This window comes from Micromonospora sp. I033 (genome assembly GCF_053890995.1).
Genome location: NZ_JBSSLX010000041.1, coordinates 1 through 18,373 on the forward strand (window position 1 = coordinate 1; position 18,373 = coordinate 18,373).

Sequence of the window (18,373 nt, forward strand, 5' to 3'; positions counted from 1 at the left end):
GAGAGGGCGCCGCGAGCGGCGTACCCGGGAAGCGAGCGCGGCGGGCGGCGCCGGCGCCCGAGCCCGCGCCGGTGCTGGACGACGCCGAGCTGCGCGGCGCCCTGGAGGCCATCCTGCTGGTGGTGGACCAGCCGGTCAGCGAGCTGACCCTCGCCCAGGTGCTGGAGCAGTCCCCGGAGCGGATCGGCCCGATGCTCGACGAGATCGCGGCCGGCTACACCGCCGCCGGGCACGGCTTCGAGCTGCGCCGGGCCGCGGGTGGCTGGCGTCTCTACACCCGCCCGGAATACGCGACCTACGTCGAGCGGTTCGTCCTGGAGGGCCAGACGGTCCGGCTGACCCAGGCCGCGCTGGAGACCCTCGCGGTGATCGCCTACAAGCAGCCGGTGACCCGGTCGCGGATCTCCGCCATCCGGGGCGTCAACTGCGACGGGGTGATCCGTACGCTGGTGTCCCGGGGCCTGGTCGAGGAGTGCGGCACCGAAGCGGACAGCGGGGCGTTCCTCTACCGGACCACCACGATGTTCCTGGAAAAGCTGGGGCTGAACTCGGTGGACGACCTGCCGCCCCTGGCCCCCTTCCTCCCCGACGACGTAGAAGAGCTTGCCGATGCGACGCGATGACCGTGCCCCGAAGCCCGACGCCCCCGTCTACGAGGGTGCCGAGCGCCTGCAGAAGGTGCTCGCCGCCGCCGGCGTGGGGTCGCGGCGTGCCTGCGAGGACCTGATCTTCCGGCGCCGGGTCACCGTGAACGGCCGGGTCGCCCAGCTCGGCGACAAGGCCGACCCGGCGCGGGACGTGATCCACGTCGACGGCGAGCGGCTCCAGGCCGACGTCCGCCTGGTCTACGTGGCGATGAACAAGCCGCGCGGGGTGGTCACCACCATGGCCGACGAGAAGGGCCGCACCGAGCTCGCCGATTTCATCGGCGCGCGGCTGGAGCAGCGGGTCTACCACGTCGGGCGGCTCGACGCCGACAGCGAGGGCCTGCTCCTGCTCACCAACGACGGCACCCTCGCCCACAAGCTCATGCACCCCTCGTACGAGGTGCTCAAGACCTACCTCGCCGAGGTGGCCGGGCCGATCCCGCGCAACCTGGGCAAGCGGCTGACGGCCGGCGTCGAGCTGGAGGACGGGCCGGTGAAGGTCGACTCCTTCAAGGTGGTGGGCACCCTGGGCAAGACCGCCCAGGTGGAGCTGACCCTGCACGAGGGGCGCAAGCACATCGTCCGGCGCCTGATGGCCGAGATGGGACACCCGGTGTCCCGGCTGATCCGTACCTCGATCGGTCCGATCAAGCTCGGCGACCTGCGCACCGGGCGGCTGCGCCGGCTGACCAACGCGGAGGTTGCCGCCCTGTTCAAGGCCGTGGGTGACTGACCCCGTCGTTCGGGGTACGGCTCCCGGTAGGCTTCGACGCGGCCCGCGGGCCGGCGGGTGGCGTGGGTCGCCCCCGGCGGCGTAGCGCGCGGCCGACCCGCGCGGCGCGGGATGATTGACGATGGAACAACCGCTCAACGGCGTCGGAGAACCGACGACCCGCGAGGTACGGGCTGAGGAGGACAAGGTGGAGGAAAACGTACCGGCCGGGCGCTGCGTGGTCGCTGTGGACGGGCCGTCCGGTTCGGGTAAGTCCACCGTGTCGCGGCGGCTCGCGGTCAGCCTCGGCGCCCGCTACCTCGACACCGGCGCCATGTACCGGGCGCTCACCTGGGCGGTGCTGCGCTCCGGGGTCGACCTGACCGACACCGAGTCGGTGGCCAAGGTCGCCGGCGAGGTCGACCTGCGCCTCGGCACCGACCCCCAGGGGTACGGCGTGACCGCCGACGGCGTCGACGTGGCCAAGGCGATCCGCGGTCCCGAGGTGACCGGCGCGGTCTCGGCGGTGGCCGCCGTGGGCGCCGTACGCGAGCTGCTGGTCGCCCGGCAGCGGCAGATGATCGCCGAGGCCGGCCGGATCGTGGTCGAGGGCCGCGACATCGGCTCGGTGGTGGCACCCGACGCCGACCTGAAGGTCTACCTGACCGCCTCCGAGGCGGCCCGCGCCCAGCGGCGCAGCGCCGAGGACGCGGCCGACGTCGCGGCGACCGCCGCCGACCTGGCCCGCCGGGACAAGCTCGACTCGACCCGCAAGGTCAACCCGCTCCAGCAGGCGCCCGACGCGGTCGTGCTGGACACCACCGAGCTGGGCATCGACGAGGTCGTCGCCCGGCTGCGCGCGCTGCTCACCGAGCGGGGTGTGGCATGAGCGAGGACTTCGGGGGCTGGGTCGAGCTGCGCGAGCCGGAGCTGGAGCCCGGCGAGCCGACCGGCCCGCAGCCGGTGGTGGCCGTGGTCGGCCGCCCCAACGTGGGCAAGTCGACGCTGGTCAACCGCATCATCGGCCGCCGCCAGGCGGTCGTCGAGGACATCCCCGGGGTGACCCGGGACCGGGTGCCCTACGACGCACAGTGGAACGGCCGGGCGTTCACCGTGGTGGACACCGGCGGCTGGGAGCCGGACGCCAAGGACCGGGCCGCCGCCATCGCCGCCCAGGCCGAGACGGCCGTCGCCACCGCCGACGTGGTGCTCTTCGTGGTCGACGCCATGGTCGGCTCGACCGATGTGGACGAGGCCGCGGTGAAGATGCTGCGGCGCAGCGCCAAGCCGGTGATCCTGGTGGCGAACAAGGCCGACAACACCGCCATCGAGATGGAGTCGACCGCGCTGTGGTCGCTCGGCCTCGGTGAGCCGTACCCGGTCTCGGCGCTGCACGGCCGCGGCTCCGGCGACCTGCTCGACGCCATCATGGAGGCGCTGCCCGAGGCGCCGAAGATCGTGGAGAACCGCCCGCGCGGCCCGCGCCGCGTGGCCCTGGTCGGTCGCCCCAACGTCGGCAAGTCCAGCCTGCTCAACCGTTTCTCCGGCGAGGAGCGGGCGGTGGTCGACTCCGTGGCCGGCACCACCGTCGACCCGGTGGACAGCCTCGTGGAGATCGGTGGGGAGACCTGGCAGCTGGTCGATACCGCCGGCCTGCGCAAGCGGGTCGGCAAGGCCAGCGGCACCGAGTACTACGCCAGCCTGCGCACCGCCTCGGCGATCGAGGCGGCCGAGGTGGCCGTGGTGCTGCTCGACTCCAGCGAGGTCATCAGCGAGCAGGACCAGCGCATCCTCACCATGGTGGTGGAGGCCGGCCGGGCCCTGGTCATCGCCTTCAACAAGTGGGACCTGGTCGACGGCGAGCGCCGCTACTACCTCGACAAGGAGATCGACCGGGAGCTGCGCCGCATCCCCTGGGCGATCCGGCTGAACCTGTCGGCGAAGACCGGCCGGGCGGTCGACAAGCTCGCCCCGGCGCTGCACAAGGCGCTGGCGAGCTGGGAGACCCGCATCCCGACCGCGCAGCTCAACCAGTGGCTCACCGCCCTGGTGCAGGCCACCCCGCACCCGGTACGCGGCGGCCGCGCCCCGCGCATCCTCTTCGCCACCCAGGCCGGCGTGTCCCCGCCGCGCTTCGTGCTCTTCACCACCGGCCCGCTCGACGCCGGCTACCAGCGGTTCGTCGAGCGCAAGCTGCGCGAGGAGTTCGGCTTCGAGGGCACCCCGATCGACATCTCGGTCCGCCCGCGCAAGAAGCTCGGCCCGGGCGGCCGGGGCAAGGCGCACGGCTGACACCACCGTTGAGGAAGCCGCCGGGGATCCCCGGCGGCTTCTTTCCTAGGACGCTCTAGGGGGAGTGGCTCGCGACGGCCGGTGGGGCCTGTGCGCGGGTCGGAAGATCTTGCGCTAAGCTGTACCGGCTGCCGCGGGGAACACGCGCGGGGGCATCGGGACGTGGCGCAGTTTGGTAGCGCACTTGACTGGGGGTCAAGGGGTCGTCGGTTCGAATCCGGCCGTCCCGACGCAGCTCAGAGGGCACATCCAATTTATGGACGTGCCCTCTTGTCGTAGCTGGGTGACTATCCCTCGGCGCCGAAGATCCGATCCATGGGACCACGCCGCCGGACAGGAGCACCGGCCGGAGTTGGTGCCGGTTGACGCTCTCGGTGACGGTCGTGCCGGAGTGGCCGCAGAGGTCGGCGCACGTTGTGCCGATCGAGGGCCGTGCCGGCGGTGGAGGGGAAGACGAGGGGGTCGGCTGATGGTCGGCCGTGGCGCTCGTGATGGGTAGTGAGCGCGGTGACGCACCGGGCGGGCAGGGTGCGACGCGACTTCTTGGCCTTGTTGTACCCGTCGGCGCGGACCGAGCGCCAGACCTGGCGGCGGCAACTGATCCGCCGGGTACGTGCCATCGAGGCCGCCGACCGTCCTGCATGAAGTGGGCTCGCAACAAGCGCAGCGACGACGCCGTCTACGCGGCGAGAGCAGTCATTTCGCAGCATCGGTCGGCCGGCTGCCGGCGATGTCGGGTCCCAGGACCTCCGTGACATACCAGTCTCGGGACAGTGTGTGGCTAGACCGCCGCCTACCGGCAGCCATGGGACAGGGTGGAGGTGGCCAGGAGGGTGTGTGGGTCGAACCGGGTCGTCCAGGGCTGGCCTGACTCGGTCCGGACCTCAATCTCGTGGTCGCTCAGGAACCGAGCGCTGTCGAAGGTGCCATCGGGGGGAAGCCCATCGAACGGCGTGGCGAAGCATGCGAGATCCTGGTTGGCTTCCCGGCTCGTCAGCCCGGCCCGTGACCGGATCCGTAAGATATCGAAGCCCGTCATAAACCCGCGGTAGCGCAGCAGAACCACCTCGAACGAACCGCCTGGGGAGAGGGCTGCAACCTCGGTATCCCTGTCTGGCTCCACGCCGTGGAGCCCGTAGACCGACGTCCCCGGGAGAAACAGGAGTCCGCCACAGGGCGCTACCAACGCCAAGACGGTCGCAACTACGGCCGCCGCCCGCGCCAGCACTGGCCGCAGGACAAGCCACGCCGCGATGCCGAGCAGCACCGGCGCCGCGAACAGCACGGCCGCCACGACTGACGACCGACCGAACGGCATCAGGTGTACGTAGTGCCACGGGTTGCGCTGGGCAACGAGCACGGCTGGCACTGCGACGACGGCCAGGCCGGTGAGCGCTGTTGCCATCACACGCCGACGGACGACGTTCGTCGGTCGCTGTTCAATGCCCCGCTCGATCACCCGCTCATGGTGGTTGATCGCGGAGGCCCCGGCCACCCCCAAGCTGCGTCACCCAGGTCCTGTACCGGTCTGTCATGCAGGTCCCGCAACCGGACAGCCGGCTGCCGGCGAAGTGTTTCGGTACGTCCTCAAGGCGGCCTTGACGAGCCGCACGCGCCGCCGCCAGGGCGTGCGCCGGCCGCTGCCGCTGACGCTCTGCGGCCGTCACGCAACACGCCCGCCGGTTGGCGCGGAGAGCGGGAAGCCGGGGCCGCCGCAGACGGTAGCGCCGAGACGTGGCGGACCGGGCGCCGGTCCGCTCCCCAGGAGGGCGGGCCGGCGGCAGGGGATGGCAGCCAGGCTGCGGGTGGGACAGCCCAGGACAGGTGGCGACCGTACGATGCGCCGGTGATCGAGCAGACGACGCGCCGCCCGCCGCGCCCGGTGTTGGCGGCACTGGCGTTCCTGATCGTGGGCTACATCGCTGTCATCGCTTATGGTCCTTGGACCAACGCCGCCAGCGTCACCGCCAACTTGATCGCCACAGCCGTTGCTGCCGCTTTGATCTACGGACTGTGGCGGGGTAACCCGTTGGCCCAGGGCCTCGTCGTCGTGGCGATGGCCAGCAACCTGATATTCGGCCTTCTTCGGTACGCAGAGATCGGGTGGTTGCGGGCAGCCAACATGGTGGCAGCTCTGGGTATCGGCGTATTGCTGCTGGTGCCCCGGTCGTCACAGCGGTGGTTTGCTGGCCCTCCTGCTGACTCCGCCCCAGAATCCGCCCAGGACAGCGACCAGCCGATTGACCTTGAGGCGTTCTGGAAGGAGACGGACGCCGGCGAGCGCCGGTAGCCGGGCCGCCTCTGCCTCGTGGAGACGGTGAGCACTTACGCCGGCCGGACCTGCCACCCGCTGGACGGGTCAGCGGAACTGCAGGCGGTTGACCGTGTCGAACACCCGGGCGCCGAGCAGCCGGCGAGTGTGGACCATCGCCCACGCGGCGGCGGTGACCAGGTAGCGGGTGCGCGGCCGCCGGGCCGTCACGGCCCGCTCGATCACCCGGGCCACCGTGTCCGGCGTCGCCGACAGCATCCGGTTGCCGTACGACCGGGTCATCACCGCGTCGACGGTCGTGACCATCTTCCGGTACGGCCCGGTCGGGCCGGCTCCGGCGGCCAGCGTGGAGGAGGCCACCGCGCCGAAGCCGGTGCGGATCAGACCGGGCTCGACGATCGCCACGTCCACGCCGAACGGGCGTACCTCCTGGCGCAGTGCGTCCGAGATGGCCTCCACGGCGTACTTGCTGGCGTGGTAGTAGCCGCCGCCGGGAAAGACGAGCCGGCCGCCCATTGAGCTGACGTTGACGATCCGGCCCCGGCCGGCCCGGCGCATGCCGGGCAGCACGAGCTGGGTGAGCCGGGCGAGCCCGAAGACGTTGGTGTCGAACTGGGCGCGGACCCGGTCCAGCGGGGTGTCCTCGATCGGGCCGTACTCGCCGTAGCCGGCGTTGTTGACCAGCACATCGACCTGGCCGTGGGCGGCCTCGACCGCCGCTACCGCGGCGCGCATGGAGTCCTCGTCGGTCACGTCGAGGGGGAGCAGCCGGGCGCCGGAGCCGGCCAGGTCGGCGATCGCGTCGATGTTGCGCGCGGTCGCGTACACCGTGAGGTCGGGGCGGCGGGCGAGCCGGCGGACGGTGGCCCGGCCGATGCCGGAGGAGGTGCCGGTGATCAGGACGGTGGTCATGTGTGGTCTCCTGGCGGGGCTGGCAGGCCCGCGACGAGCAGCGCGACGCCGTCGCGCAGCCGCCGTCGGGGCAGGTCGGGGTCGGTGAGGTCGGCCTCCAGGCCGCGGGTCAGCGCGACCAGCACGTCGGCCACCGCGCGGGCTCGCGGCCCGGCGGCGTCGGCGAGCACGCCGGCCACCACGTCGGTCAGCTCCCGGGTGTACGTCTCGACGAGGTCCCCGGTGAGCTTGGCGCTGGTGTCGAGCAACTCAATCGCGTGCCGGCTCTCCCGGTGCAGCCGCAGCGTGAGTTCCAGTTTGGCGGCGAGCACGTCGTGCAGCCGCTGCGCCAGGTCGGCGCCGGGCGCTGCGGCGACCTGGCGGGCCTGCGCGAGGGAGCCGTCGAAGAGCCGCTCGGCGAGGCGCCGGTAGGCGTCGTCCTTGTTGCGGACGTACTGGTAGACCGCGGGCCGGGACATGCCGGCCGCCGCCGCGATGTCGTCCATCGTCGTGCGCCGCATGCCGTGCCGGGTGAAGCACTCGTACGCGGCGGCCAGGATCGTCTCCAGCCGGTCGTTCGACATGCTGACGATTGTTGCACAGAACGTCAGCTCGTCAAAAGGCGATGTGCCGGATCGCCTACCCGTCGCCTCGCTGGGCGCTAATGTCGCTTTTGTCTAGAACGCGAGCCGGTGGATCGGCAGACGGGAGACGCGGGTGTCGCACGATCCAGGCGTCGCGGAGCGACCGACCGTACGGCGCACCGAGCTGCAGCGGCACCCGGCCTCGGTACCGGGTCGGCTGATCGTCCAAACTCTCTTCGAGATCCCGGTGGGGCTGGCGTCGGGTCGCCACAAGCACCCCGGGGAGGAGGTCGGTTTCCTTCTCGCCGGTGTCGTCGCCTTGGAGTTCGACGATCGCCCCACCCTCACCATCCACGCCGGTGAGCCGTTCCTGATCCCGGCCGGGGTCGTCCACAACGCCCGGAACATCACCAACGACGTCACCACCAGGATGCTCTCGACGTACTTCGTCGACGAGAAGCAGCCACTGGTGACACCGTGCGACTGATGGCAAACGTCGACCCGGTGCTTTCGGAGAACCGCCTCTCCCGCTGAACCGCCGCCCCGCCCACCTACGGATCACGCCCTCGGGTCGGACCCGTGGGCCGGTCCGGGGAGCGCCGAGAGTCACGGTCGATCAGCGGGAGTCGCATTCATGGTCCTGCGCCGGACTTTGCCCAAAGCTGAACCTGAGCGAAGCTCGACCGGGGCGGCCCGGTGAGTCCGGGACCACCGGCAGTTCCCGCCGGGTCCGACGTCTCCGATTTCCGGCACAGGAGGAACCATGAGCACCACCGAACGGCACGGCCCGGTGAAGGCCGGCATCACCGTGTCACTGGACGGCTACATCACCGGTCCCGACGATCGCGAGGGCCAGGGGCTCGGCATCGGCGGCGAGCGGCTCCACTACTGGGTGATGGGCGGCCCGTGGACCTACGAGACGGACCGCGAACCCGGCGCCGGCATGACCGACGCGGACCGCGCGTACTTCGACGCGCTGCTCGAGGGGACGAGCGCCGGCCTGTGCGGTCGGGGCATGTACGACAGCGCGGGCGCCTGGGGCGGCCGGAATCCGTTCGGAGGGACCATGGTCGTGCTGACCCACCGCACCGCGGACCAGCCCGACCCGAGCACCGGTTTCCTCATGGTCGACGGGTTCGCGGAGGCGCTGGCGGCGGCCCGGCGGGCGGCCGGCGACGGCGGCGTCGCCATTGGCGGCGGCGCTGACATCATCCGGCAGGCGCTCACGGCGGGAGTGGTCGACGAACTCGGCATCACCACCGCTCCGGTCGTCCTCGGCCGGGGGAAGCGGCTCTTCGAGGGCTTCGACCGCGATGTCGACCTCACGATCCTCTCGGTCCACCACTCACCGTACGCCGTTCATGTGCGGTACGCCGTCACGCGCTGATCCCGTCAGGTGGATGGCCGCCCCTGCTGGTGGCGGCGGAGGAGTTCCCGCAGTGCGTCGATCTCGGCGGTCAGCGCACTCTGCCCCTGCTGGGTGATCCTGATCCAGGTTCTGGCCCGGCGGCCGTGGTAGCCCTTCTCGATCTGGATCAGGTTCGCCTCCTCCAGCACGGCGAGGTGCCGGGAGAGGTTGCCAGGGGTGAGTTCCAGCGCGTCGCGGAGGTACGCCACCTCCACCCGCTCGGCCTCTGCCGCGATGGTGAGGATGCCGAGCCGGTGACGCTGGTGGACGGTGTCGCTGAGGCTGTTCGTCGGGTACCCGGCACTGTCGGCGCCGACTCCCGGGGTGGTCGCGTCGTTCTCGCTGCTCACGTCGGACATGCCGCGATTGGAGATGCCCAGCAGCGGTGCGGTCACCCAACCCGTGGCGTTCGATAGCGCCGTCGCCGTGTTGAGCGACAGGAATCGCAGCGTGATCGGCAGCACGAGCCCCACCAGGGCGCCCGCGACGCCGGCGACGACGTAGGCCCGGGTCGGTGTCTGCACGCCCACCCGCTCACCGTGCCACCGATACCACCAGAGGCTGACCAGGTAACCGCCGATGAGCGCCACCAGCCAGTACCAGCCAACCGCCGACCGCTCGAGGAGATCTCCACCGAGGCCGCTCAGTGGCGGGTTGTCATTCGTGCCCCGCAGCGCGGGCGGCTCCACCGACTCGACGTACAGCGGCGCGGCCATCGCCATCAGGAGACCGAACAGCAGGAGCGGGAACCAGTAGGCCTGTCGGGCGACCCGGGTGCGCCGCCGGAGGTCGGCCACCGACGCCAGGAGTTCCCCGGGTGTGCCCTCGCTGTGGGGTGAGCGGTTCGGGTGGTCCGACACGCTGAGCACCTCGCGACCCTCGGCTGGACGTGCCCGGAGCGAGCCTTGTCATGGGCGGCGAACCCTCTACCAGGGAATATCCAGTTCAGCGAATTGATTCCACCGGCCGCTCTACATTGCATACCGGATACGCGCGGTGCCTCAGGCCGGCCAATTGCGTGCGGGACTAATCAGCCCTGATGACCGTTTTGCCCTCGTCTGGTAATTACTGTCCAACTCTCTGCCGCGCATCGCCGCCCTCTCGGCAGGCCCTCGTCCCGCCCGCTCAAAAATCGAGTGAATCTTGTGGATGTCCCGTGTGGAGATTTCCGACCTGCGCCTTGTGGAACAGGCCTGCCCGACTGTGCGGCGTGCAGGTGTCGGCTCCGAACACCTGACTGCCGGGTCAACTACCTCCGGGTCGCCGGACGTGAACGGCGACGAGTGGCTGGCTCGCGAATCAGCCGAAAGTCGGAGATTCAGAGTCCGTGACATCCCTTTTCAGAAGCTTTGCTACCTTCATTGGGCATTGCGGGTAATGCTGCGGATATTCCGTCTGCATGCGCACCCGCACGGGCTTTCTCCGGCGGCGTTCTCGGTGCCAGGTCCTGGGTGACCGGCCAGCTTCCGCACGGTGGTCGCTGCCTGGCAACAGCTGGTTTCGGATGGTCGGCGCAGGAGGTTCGGGTTTCCGTGAAGCAGGTCGAGCACATCGCTGCGTCCACGTCACCCGCGCAAGTGGAGCGTCTTCCGGATGCGGACATGCGCGTCGTCGTCGGTTCGCGGATCGTCGACGCGGCGGCCCGGCCAGGAGGCGAGGGCGGCGTCACCAGAACCCGGCGTCTGCATCACGTGTTCGAAGCCGCGTGCGACCGGAATCCGTCGGCCGTCGCACTGGAGTGCGGCAGCGAGCGGCTGACCTACCGGGAGTTGGAGGAGCGGGCCAACCGGCTGGCCCATCACCTGCGCGCCCTCGGCGTCGCCGGCGCCGCCCGGGTGGCCATCCTGCTGCAGCGTTCCGTCGAGACCTATGTGGCGTTGCTGGGCGTGGGAAAGGCGGGGGCGGCCTTCGTGCCGATCGACCCCGAATCTCCGGCCGACCGGGTGGCGTACATCGCCGAGGATTCCGACGTCGACCTGGTGGTGACCTCCTCGGCGCTCGCCGACCGGGTGGGTGACCGACGGGCGGTCGTGGTCGACGCCTGCGCCGCCGAACTCGCCGCGGCGCCGAGCGACCGGCCGGATCTCGACCGCGACGGTGTCCGGGATCCGAGCGCGTACGTGATCTACACGTCGGGGTCCAGCGGTCGGCCCAAGGGTGTCGAGGTCGCGCAGTCGAGCATCTGCAACTTCCTGGACGTGGTGCCGGGTGCGTACGACGTGCGTCCGGAGGATCGGGTCTACCAGGGCATGACGATCGCGTTCGACTTCGCGATCGAAGAGATCTGGCCGACCTGGTCGGTCGGTGCGACGCTGGTGGCTGGTCCGACGGATTCCCGGCGTCTCGGGGCGGAGCTGGCGGACTTCCTGGACGAGGCGGGCATCACGGTCTTCTACTGTGTGCCCACCCTGCTGGCCACGATTCCCCGCGACCTGCCGCGGATCCGGAACCTGCTGGTTGGTGGTGAGGCGTGCCCGGGGCAGCTGGTCGAGCGGTGGAGCCGGCCGGGCCGGCGGATTCTGAACACCTACGGGCCGACCGAGGCCACGGTCACCGCGATCTGGGGTGAGCTGTTGCCCGGACGGCCGGTCACCATCGGGCGGCCGTTGCCGACCTACACCGCCGTGTTGCTGGACGAGCAGCGCCGGCCGGTCGCCGATGGCGAGGTCGGTGAGATCTGTATCGGCGGTCCGGGGGTGGCGCGGGGCTATGTCGGGCGACCTGACCTGACCGCGGACCGATTCATCGAGCACCCGTTGGCGCCGCCGGGCAGCCGGCTGTATCGCACCGGGGATCTGGGCCGGGTCACCGAGGACGGGGAGATCGAGTATCTCGGCCGAGCGGATTCCGAGGTCAAGATCCGTGGTCATCGGGTGGATCTCGGTGAGATCGAGAGCGTGCTGCTGGAGGACGAGGATGTGGCCGAGGCCGTCGTGGCGCTCGTTCCCGTCGCCGACGGTCCGGACGCCCCCCGCGAGCTGGCCGCCTACCTCGTACCGCACGACAGCGACGAGCGCGGCGGGGAGGACCTGATCGGCCGGCTCTGCCAGACCCTGCAGACCCGGCTGCCCGCCTACATGGTGCCCTCCTTCCTGGACGTCGTCACCGCGCTGCCGACCATGCCCAGCGGGAAGGTCGACCGGAAACGCCTGCCCGCGCCGAGCCGCCGGCTCACCCGAACGACCGGCCCGCTCGTGGCCGCCGAGGGTGAGCTGGAGGAGCAGGTACGCGCGGCCTGGGCGGAGGCGTTCGGCATCGAGCCCGAGACGCTCTCGGTCGAGGCGGACTTCTTCACCGACCTCGGCGGACACTCGCTGCTCGCCGCACGCGTCGTGTCACTGCTGCGTACCCGCGAGGTCGGCGTGAGCCCGGCGGTCCGGGACCTCTACGCCCACCCGACCGTACGCGGCATGGCCACGCACCTCGGCGCCGCCGACCGGATCGGCGGGCCGACCGCACCACCCCGCCCCGCCCCGGTGCGGCACAACAGCCGCCGGATCGCGCTGGCCGGGTCCGGGCAGGGGGCGGTGATCTACCTGCTGCTGCTGGCGGTCACGCTTCCCGTCTCCTACGTCTACACCCGGAACGACGGTTTCGTGTCCGTCCGCGTCCTCATGGAACTGATGGTCGCGATCCTGCTCAGCTACCTCGGCGTGCGCTGGGTGCTGCCGGTGCTGCTGGCCCGGCCGTTGGCCGCGGGCATCCGACCCGGTCGGTACCGCCTGTGGGGACCGACCTACGTCCGGCTCTGGGCGCTGAACACGCTACTCGCGATCGGGCCACTGCCCGTGCTCAGCGGGTCTCCACTGATCGCCGCCTACCTGCGGCTTCTCGGTGCCCGAGTCGGCCGCCGCAGCATCATCGCGACAAGCGCGATCAGTCTGCCCAGCCTGATCTCCATCGGGCGGGACGCCTCCATCGGGTACGGCGTCTCGCTGCGTCCGTGGCGGGCGGAGGACGGCTGGGTCGTCGTCGGTCCGATCACCATCGGGTCGGGTGCCTTCGTCGGCGCGAACGCGGTTCTCGAGCCGGGGGCCTCGGTCGGGGCGTACGCCGGCGTCGGCGAGCAGTCCGTCCTCGTCCACGGCGAAACGGTGCCACCCGGGCAGCGCTGGGCTGGTTCACCGCCGGCTCCGACCCCCCGGCTCGCCCCCACCGTCGAAGCCATGTTCAGCTACCGGCGGCTGCGCAACGGCTGGCGCCCGCACCACGTCGCCGCCGCCCTGGTCGGCCTTATCAGCCTGGAACTCGGCGCGATCGCGATGGTCCTGCCCAGCGTGGCGCTGGTCTGGTGGGTGCTGCTGACCCGAGGTCTGCTTGCCGGCCTGGTCGCGACCATCCCGGCCGGCATCGTCTACGTGCTCACCGTCTGTGCGGTGGTCGCCCTCGGCAAGCGCCTCGTGCTGGCACGGGTGCCGATCGGTGTACACCACCGCGTGCACTCGATGCTCGGCGTGCGCAAGTGGATCGCGGACAAGCTGCTCGAATTCAGTCTGATCTTCACAAACTCGCTCTACGCCACCCTCTACACCGGGCCCTGGTTGCGACTGCTCGGTGCCAAGGTGGGCCGCGGCGCGGAGGTCTCCACCGCCGCGCACCTGGACCCGGACCTGCTCACGCTGGGATCGGAGAGCTTCGTCGCGGACATGGCCAGCCTCGGCGCCGCGACGTTCGCCAACGGCCGCGTGGCCTTCCTGCCCACGACGGTCGGCAGCCGGGCCTTCGTCGGCAACGCCGCGTTCGTACCGGCCGGCACGGTGCTCGGCGACGGGTCCCTGCTCGGCGTCAGCACGCTGCCGCCCGACGACGGGGTCCCGGAGGGCACGTCCTGGTTGGGCTCACCGGCGATGCACCTTCCGGTGCGCCAGAGCAGCGGCTCGTTCTCGGAGGAGCTGACCTTCCGCCCGCCGCGCACGATGGTGGCCCGCCGGCTGTTCGTCGAGTTCTTCCGCGCCACCCTGCCCGCGTCGGTGCTCGGCGCCAGCTTCTACCTCTACCTCCTGGCGCTCTCCTGGCTCGCCAACGGCCGGGACCTGCTCGTGCCGGCGCTGGTGTCACCGTTCGTCGCGATGGCGTCGAGCGTAGCGGTGATCTTGTTCTGCGCGGCGACCAAGCGCAACGTCGTCGGCACGTACCGACCCCGGGTGGAACCGCTCTGGAGCGACTTCGTCCGGCGCTCGGAGTTCGTCACGGGCCTCTACGAGGCCGCGGCGGTCCCCGCCGGCGTCGGGCTCCTGGTCGGCACGCCGTTCCTGCCGCCGGTGCTGCGCTGGTTCGGGGTCCGCGTCGGTCGACGCACCTGGATCGGGACGACGTACCTGACGGAGTTCGACCTGGTGAAGATCGGCGACGACGCCACGGTCGGCACCGAGGTGTCGCTGCAGACGCACCTGTTCGAGGACCGGGTGATGAAGATGTCCGTCGTCACCGTCGGCGCCGGCGCCACGATCGGCACCCGCGCGATCGTGCTCTATGACGCCGTCGTCGGAGACGACGTCAGCCTGGAATCGCTCTCGCTCCTGATGAAGGGCGAACACCTGACCCGCGGGACCCGATGGCGGGGGATCCCCGCGCAGGGAGTGCTCACCCGCGACCCGGTCGAACGGGTCGCGGCCTGATGCCGCGCCGCTGCGGCTGCCACCGCACCGCAGCACCAGATTCCGTCCATCCACCACTTCACAAGAGGGACAACCGCTCGATGAACAAGGCACTACTGGTTTCCGACGCTGCTCACTTCCGGGTCGACTACGAGATCAACCCGTACATGCACACCGAGGTGCAGCCTGATCACGCGGCGGCAGTGAACGAGCACGAGGCGATCGTGGCGGCGCACCGGGCGGCGGGTCGCCGCATCGAGTACGTCGCGTCGGCGCCGGAGTGTCCGGACATGGTGTTCACCGCCAACGCGGCACTGGTGCGGGGCGATCGGGCCGTGCTGGGGGCGCCGCCACCGGAGCGCAAGGCCGAGCTGCCGTACTTCCAGGAGTGGTTGATCAACAACGATTTCGACGTGCTGGAGGCGCCGTACCCGTTCAGTGGCCAGGGCGACGCGCTGGCCTGCGGGGACCTGCTGCTGGCCGGCTACGGCCAGCGGACGGACCGGCGGATGCACGGGGTGCTCCGGCAGGCGTTGGGCTACGAGGTGGTGCCGCTGCAGACGGTGAGCCACCGGTGGTACGACCTTGACCTGGCGGTCGCGGTGGTCGAGCCGGGGCGGGCGCTTGCCTACTGTCCGCAGGCGCTCGACGAGCCGAGCTGCCGGCGGCTGCGTGGACTCGGCATGGACCTGATCGAGGTGGGCGTCGAGGAGGCGGCCCGGTTCGCGCTCAATCTGATCAGCGACGGCGTCACCGTGACCATGACCAGGGGAGCGCCGCGGCTGGCGGCCGCGTTGCGGGAGCGCGGCCTGCGGGTCGTCGAGCTGGACACGACCGAGCTGGCCAAGGGCGGCGGTGGCGTGCGGTGCACGGCGTTGACGCTGGACAACCCGTTGCCGGCGGCGTCGTGCTGACCTCGGGAGCGCTCGGCCGGCTGGTCGCCGCCGGCGGGCGGGCACTGGCCGGCCGTGGCCTGACGGTCCGCTCACCCCTGCCGCAGGGGACACCACCACCCGTGGCGCTGGTCTACCGGGGCCCGGCGACGCTGCCCGGCTGCCCGGAGGCGGTGGCGGCGCTGCTGAAGTCCAGCCGGTGGGGCTTCGACGTCCGCTACGTGGGCCCGGACGAGGACCTGCCACTGAGCCGTCAGGCACTGGCCGGGGCGGCCTTGTACGCCCAGCCCGGCGGCGGCTCCCTCAAGCGCGGCTACCGCCACCTGAAGCATCACCGCGACGAGATCCGCCAGTTCGTCCACAGCGGTGGGCGGTACCTGGGGATCTGCCTCGGCGGCTATCTCGCCGGGGCCACCCCCGGCTTCGCCCTGCTGCCCGGGGACACCGACCAGTACATCGGCTCCGCCGCCGCCACCGTGGACTCGGAGAAGAACACCGTCGTCCAGGTCTCCTGGCGCGGCCGGCAGCGGACCCTCTTCTTCCAGGACGGCCCGTACTTCCAGCTGCGCCCGAACGCCGACGCGGACATCCTCGCCACCTACCCGAACGGCAGGTTCGCGGCACTGGTCACTCCCTTCGGCGCCGGCCGGGTCGGCGTCGTCGGCCCGCACCCCGAAGCCACCGACGACTGGTACCTCGACGCCGGGCTGCGTGCCCCGGAACGGCTCGGCGTGGATCTCGGCTGCGATCTGGTCGACACGGTGATGAGGCCATGACCCAGACCGTTGACCTCAAGTGGCGGGATCTCGAGCGCGCCGCCGAAGCGAACAGGCCAGCCCCCATCGCCGGGGGCGCCGACGGTCCGCCCGCGGCGACCGATCCGCCGGTCGGGCGATTCCGGCTGCTCGGTGTGGACGCCGCCCGGGGAGTGGCGCTGCTCGGCATGATCGCCGTGCATTCGTTGCCCGAGTCCGACGCCGCGGGGCGGCCGACCTGGTGGTACGCGACCTTCGGTGGACGGGCGGCGGCACTCTTCGCCGTGCTGGCGGGAGTCGGACTCGCGTTCCTGACCGATCGACGGCGGGTTCGCCTGACCGACCGCTCGGGCGCGGTGGCGGCGCTGGCCGTCCGGGCCCTGGCCATCGGCGCGATCGGCTTGGCGCTGGGCTACACCGACGCGTCGGTGGCGGCGGTGATCCTGCCCTACTACGCGGTGATGTTCGTGTTGGCGATCCCGTTGGTGTTCCTGCCGACCTGGTTGGTGGCGGTCACCGGCCTGGTCGTTTCCGCCGGCGCTCCCGTTCTCCGCCAGATCCTGGCGCCACAGTTGGCGGAACCGGCCTACGACAACGCGGCATTCGCGCAACTCGTCCACGACCCCGGCGGGCTGCTCAGCGAGCTGTCGCTCACCGGGGAGTATCCGGCGGTGGCGTGGCTGGCGTACCTGTGTGCCGGCCTGGTGATCGGGCGGTTGACCCTGACCAGGATGAGAGTGGTCGTCGGGCTGCTCGTCACCGGAGCCGCGTTCGCGGCCGCGGCGCCGGTGGCATCGTGGATCCTGCTGAATCGCTACGAGGGCCTGCGGCAGATCTGGTCCACCCAGCCGAAGAGCGGGCTGAACGCGCAGGAGACCACCGAACTGCTCACCTTCGGCGGGGACGGCAGCACGCCCACCTCGACCTGGTGGTGGCTCGCGGTCGACGCACCGCACACCAGCACGCCGCTCGACCTGATCGGTACGACCGGAAGTGCGATCGCCCTGCTCGCCGTCATGCTGCTCGCGACTCGCGTCGCACGGCCCCACCCGCGACGGGCGATCTCCGTGCTGCTGGTGCCCCTCGCCGCGGCCGGCGGCATGACCCTGACCTTCTACACCGCGCACATCATGTTCATCAACTCCGACCTCGACTCCTTCGCTCCCGTATCCGGATACCTCGTGCAGGTCGTGGCTATCGTGCTGGTCGGGACCGCATGGTGGGCCACCGCGGGCCGTGGCCCCCTGGAGGGGCTCGTGACGGCGCTTTCCCGCGCCGCTCGCCGGCTGGTCCGGCGGACGAGCCGACGACGGCGCGGTCGGGCCGGCATGTCGATGTACTCACCAGCGGTGTCGGGCGCGGGCGAATACCCGGTCGACCGGCCGGCGACGGGCTGACGCGGCGATCAAGGGGGAGGCGAGCGGCATGGGACGGATCAGGTCGGCTCTGCCGCTCAACGCGCCGCCCAGGATCGGTCGACGGCGTCTTCTGGTCGGCGTCGGTGCCGCCGGCGCCCTGGCCGCTCTGGGGTGGGCCGGCATGTCGGCAGGCTCCGGGGACGGGCCGCTGGCACTCGTCTACCGGGGTCCGGCCGCCTGCTCCGGCTGCGCGGAGGCGGTCGCGGCCCTGCTCCGCGACTCGCCGGCACAGTTCCGCACGGAGTACTGCGGTCCGGACGAGCAGCGGCAGATCTCGTCGGACGTGTTGGCCGAAGCGGCGGTGTACGCGCAGCCCGGCGGCGGCGAGGTCAGGCCGGCCTGGCGCAAGCTGCGAGACCACGCCGAGCAGATCCGCGACTTCGTCGACGACGGCGGGCACTACCTCGGCTTCTGTCTGGGGGCGTATCTGGCCGCCGCCGAGCCCGGGTTCGGGCTGATCGACGGAAAGGTGGACCAGTACATCAGCACCGACGGGGCGAGCGTCGACAACACCGACGACACGATCATCCCGGTCCGGTGGCGCGGCCGCGTCCGGCACATGTACTTCCAGGACGGGCCGACGTTTCACCTGCGACCCGGGGCGTCGGGAACCGTTCTGGCGACCTACGACACCGGCGCGGCCGCCGCCGTGGTCGCCCGCTACGGCGCCGGCCGAGTGGGGCTCGTGGGACCACACCCCGAAGCCGATCGGGCGTGGTACGCCGACGCGGGGCTCACCAACCCGGACGGCATCCGCTTCGATCTGGGCCATGACCTGATCAGGAGCACGATGCAGGGCGACGGCCAGGCCCTCGGTAGGAGCTGACCCGGCGAACCCGATGCGTCCCCGGTCGGCGTGGGGACTGTCGGGCGGTGGGCCGGAGCGAACGGAGTCGCCGCCCCG

Annotated in this window: 16 protein-coding genes, 1 tRNA gene and 1 pseudogene; 13 read left to right on the forward strand and 5 right to left on the reverse strand. The window is 71.2% G+C overall.

The features are described 5' to 3' along the window. The 5 genes from scpB to ACW0Q9_RS10055 all read left to right on the forward strand — a co-directional run. On the forward strand, positions 1-623 hold a 623-nt coding region (gene scpB / locus ACW0Q9_RS10035; RefSeq protein ID WP_456179882.1), incomplete at its 5' end, for an SMC-Scp complex subunit ScpB. After that, entirely contained in the window at positions 610-1,380 is a 771-nt protein-coding gene (locus ACW0Q9_RS10040; protein WP_393438569.1) for a pseudouridine synthase, read from the forward strand. The genes scpB and ACW0Q9_RS10040, both read left to right, overlap by 14 nt. Before the next feature lie 187 nt (positions 1,381-1,567). Further along, entirely contained in the window at positions 1,568-2,248 is a 681-nt protein-coding gene (gene cmk, locus ACW0Q9_RS10045) for a (d)CMP kinase (protein ID WP_456179884.1), read from the forward strand. Then, positions 2,245-3,651 carry a ribosome biogenesis GTPase Der gene (der, locus tag ACW0Q9_RS10050; protein ID WP_456179886.1) on the forward strand — a complete coding sequence of 469 codons (1,407 nt, stop codon included), beginning with the start codon at positions 2,245-2,247 and terminating at the stop codon, positions 3,649-3,651. Before cmk ends, der begins: the two co-directional genes overlap by 4 nt. Before the next feature lie 156 nt (positions 3,652-3,807). Further along, positions 3,808-3,881, forward strand: a tRNA-Pro gene (locus ACW0Q9_RS10055). 57 nt (positions 3,882-3,938) lie between these two features. Here the strand turns inward: ACW0Q9_RS10055 and ACW0Q9_RS10060 are convergent. Together ACW0Q9_RS10060 and ACW0Q9_RS10065 are read right to left on the reverse strand one after the other, a co-directional pair. Then, positions 3,939-4,238 (reverse strand): annotated as a pseudogene (locus ACW0Q9_RS10060) (site-specific integrase); the annotation flags it as partial. A 206-nt stretch (positions 4,239-4,444) separates the two neighbouring features. Beyond that, on the reverse strand, positions 4,445-5,110 hold the full coding sequence (locus tag ACW0Q9_RS10065) for a hypothetical protein (RefSeq protein WP_456179888.1): 666 nt from the start codon (positions 5,108-5,110) through the stop codon (positions 4,445-4,447). A 387-nt stretch (positions 5,111-5,497) separates the two neighbouring features. Between ACW0Q9_RS10065 and ACW0Q9_RS10070 the strand changes: the two genes are divergently transcribed. Beyond that, positions 5,498-5,941, forward strand: a complete 444-nt coding sequence (locus ACW0Q9_RS10070; RefSeq protein WP_456179890.1) for a hypothetical protein — start codon at positions 5,498-5,500, stop codon at positions 5,939-5,941. Between the two features lie 69 nt (positions 5,942-6,010). On the opposite strand, the gene ACW0Q9_RS10075 is transcribed toward ACW0Q9_RS10070, so the two are convergent. Both ACW0Q9_RS10075 and ACW0Q9_RS10080 read right to left on the reverse strand, forming a co-directional pair. Beyond that, entirely contained in the window at positions 6,011-6,835 is an 825-nt protein-coding gene (locus ACW0Q9_RS10075) for an oxidoreductase (RefSeq protein ID WP_456179892.1), read from the reverse strand. After that, positions 6,832-7,398 (reverse strand): TetR/AcrR family transcriptional regulator, encoded by a 567-nt coding sequence (locus ACW0Q9_RS10080; protein ID WP_456179894.1) that lies wholly within the window; start codon positions 7,396-7,398, stop codon positions 6,832-6,834. The genes ACW0Q9_RS10075 and ACW0Q9_RS10080 overlap by 4 nt, the downstream gene beginning before the upstream one ends. Before the next feature lie 133 nt (positions 7,399-7,531). Between ACW0Q9_RS10080 and ACW0Q9_RS10085 the strand changes: the two genes are divergently transcribed. Together ACW0Q9_RS10085 and ACW0Q9_RS10090 are read left to right on the forward strand one after the other, a co-directional pair. Continuing rightward, on the forward strand, positions 7,532-7,885 hold the full coding sequence (locus ACW0Q9_RS10085; protein WP_456179896.1) for a cupin domain-containing protein: 354 nt from the start codon (positions 7,532-7,534) through the stop codon (positions 7,883-7,885). A 276-nt stretch (positions 7,886-8,161) separates the two neighbouring features. Then, the gene (locus tag ACW0Q9_RS10090; RefSeq protein WP_456179898.1) at positions 8,162-8,785 is read left to right on the forward strand and encodes a dihydrofolate reductase family protein; all 624 of its coding nucleotides are present in this window, start codon (positions 8,162-8,164) and stop codon (positions 8,783-8,785) included. 5 nt (positions 8,786-8,790) lie between these two features. Here the strand turns inward: ACW0Q9_RS10090 and ACW0Q9_RS10095 are convergent, their stop codons facing one another. Further along, complete coding sequence (locus ACW0Q9_RS10095) at positions 8,791-9,165, reverse strand: transcriptional regulator (RefSeq protein ID WP_456179948.1); 375 nt, start codon at positions 9,163-9,165, stop codon at positions 8,791-8,793. A gap of 1,242 nt (positions 9,166-10,407) precedes the next feature. Here ACW0Q9_RS10095 and ACW0Q9_RS10100 point away from each other — a divergent pair. The 5 genes from ACW0Q9_RS10100 to ACW0Q9_RS10120 all read left to right on the forward strand — a co-directional run bounded on the left by ACW0Q9_RS10100 (position 10,408) and on the right by ACW0Q9_RS10120 (position 18,295). Beyond that, on the forward strand, positions 10,408-14,424 hold the full coding sequence (locus tag ACW0Q9_RS10100) for a Pls/PosA family non-ribosomal peptide synthetase (protein WP_456179900.1): 4,017 nt from the start codon (positions 10,408-10,410) through the stop codon (positions 14,422-14,424). A gap of 80 nt (positions 14,425-14,504) precedes the next feature. After that, positions 14,505-15,317 carry a dimethylarginine dimethylaminohydrolase family protein gene (locus ACW0Q9_RS10105; protein WP_456179902.1) on the forward strand — a complete coding sequence of 271 codons (813 nt, stop codon included), beginning with the start codon at positions 14,505-14,507 and terminating at the stop codon, positions 15,315-15,317. Next, positions 15,311-16,072 carry a BPL-N domain-containing protein gene (locus ACW0Q9_RS10110; RefSeq protein ID WP_456179904.1) on the forward strand — a complete coding sequence of 254 codons (762 nt, stop codon included), beginning with the start codon at positions 15,311-15,313 and terminating at the stop codon, positions 16,070-16,072. Before ACW0Q9_RS10105 ends, ACW0Q9_RS10110 begins: the two co-directional genes overlap by 7 nt. Then, positions 16,069-17,448, forward strand: a complete 1,380-nt coding sequence (locus tag ACW0Q9_RS10115) for a heparan-alpha-glucosaminide N-acetyltransferase domain-containing protein (RefSeq protein ID WP_456179906.1) — start codon at positions 16,069-16,071, stop codon at positions 17,446-17,448. The genes ACW0Q9_RS10110 and ACW0Q9_RS10115 overlap by 4 nt, the downstream gene beginning before the upstream one ends. 142 nt (positions 17,449-17,590) lie before the next feature. After that, positions 17,591-18,295, forward strand: coding sequence for a BPL-N domain-containing protein (locus ACW0Q9_RS10120; RefSeq protein ID WP_456179908.1), 705 nt, complete (start codon positions 17,591-17,593; stop codon positions 18,293-18,295). Positions 18,296-18,373: the final 78 nt, after the last annotated feature.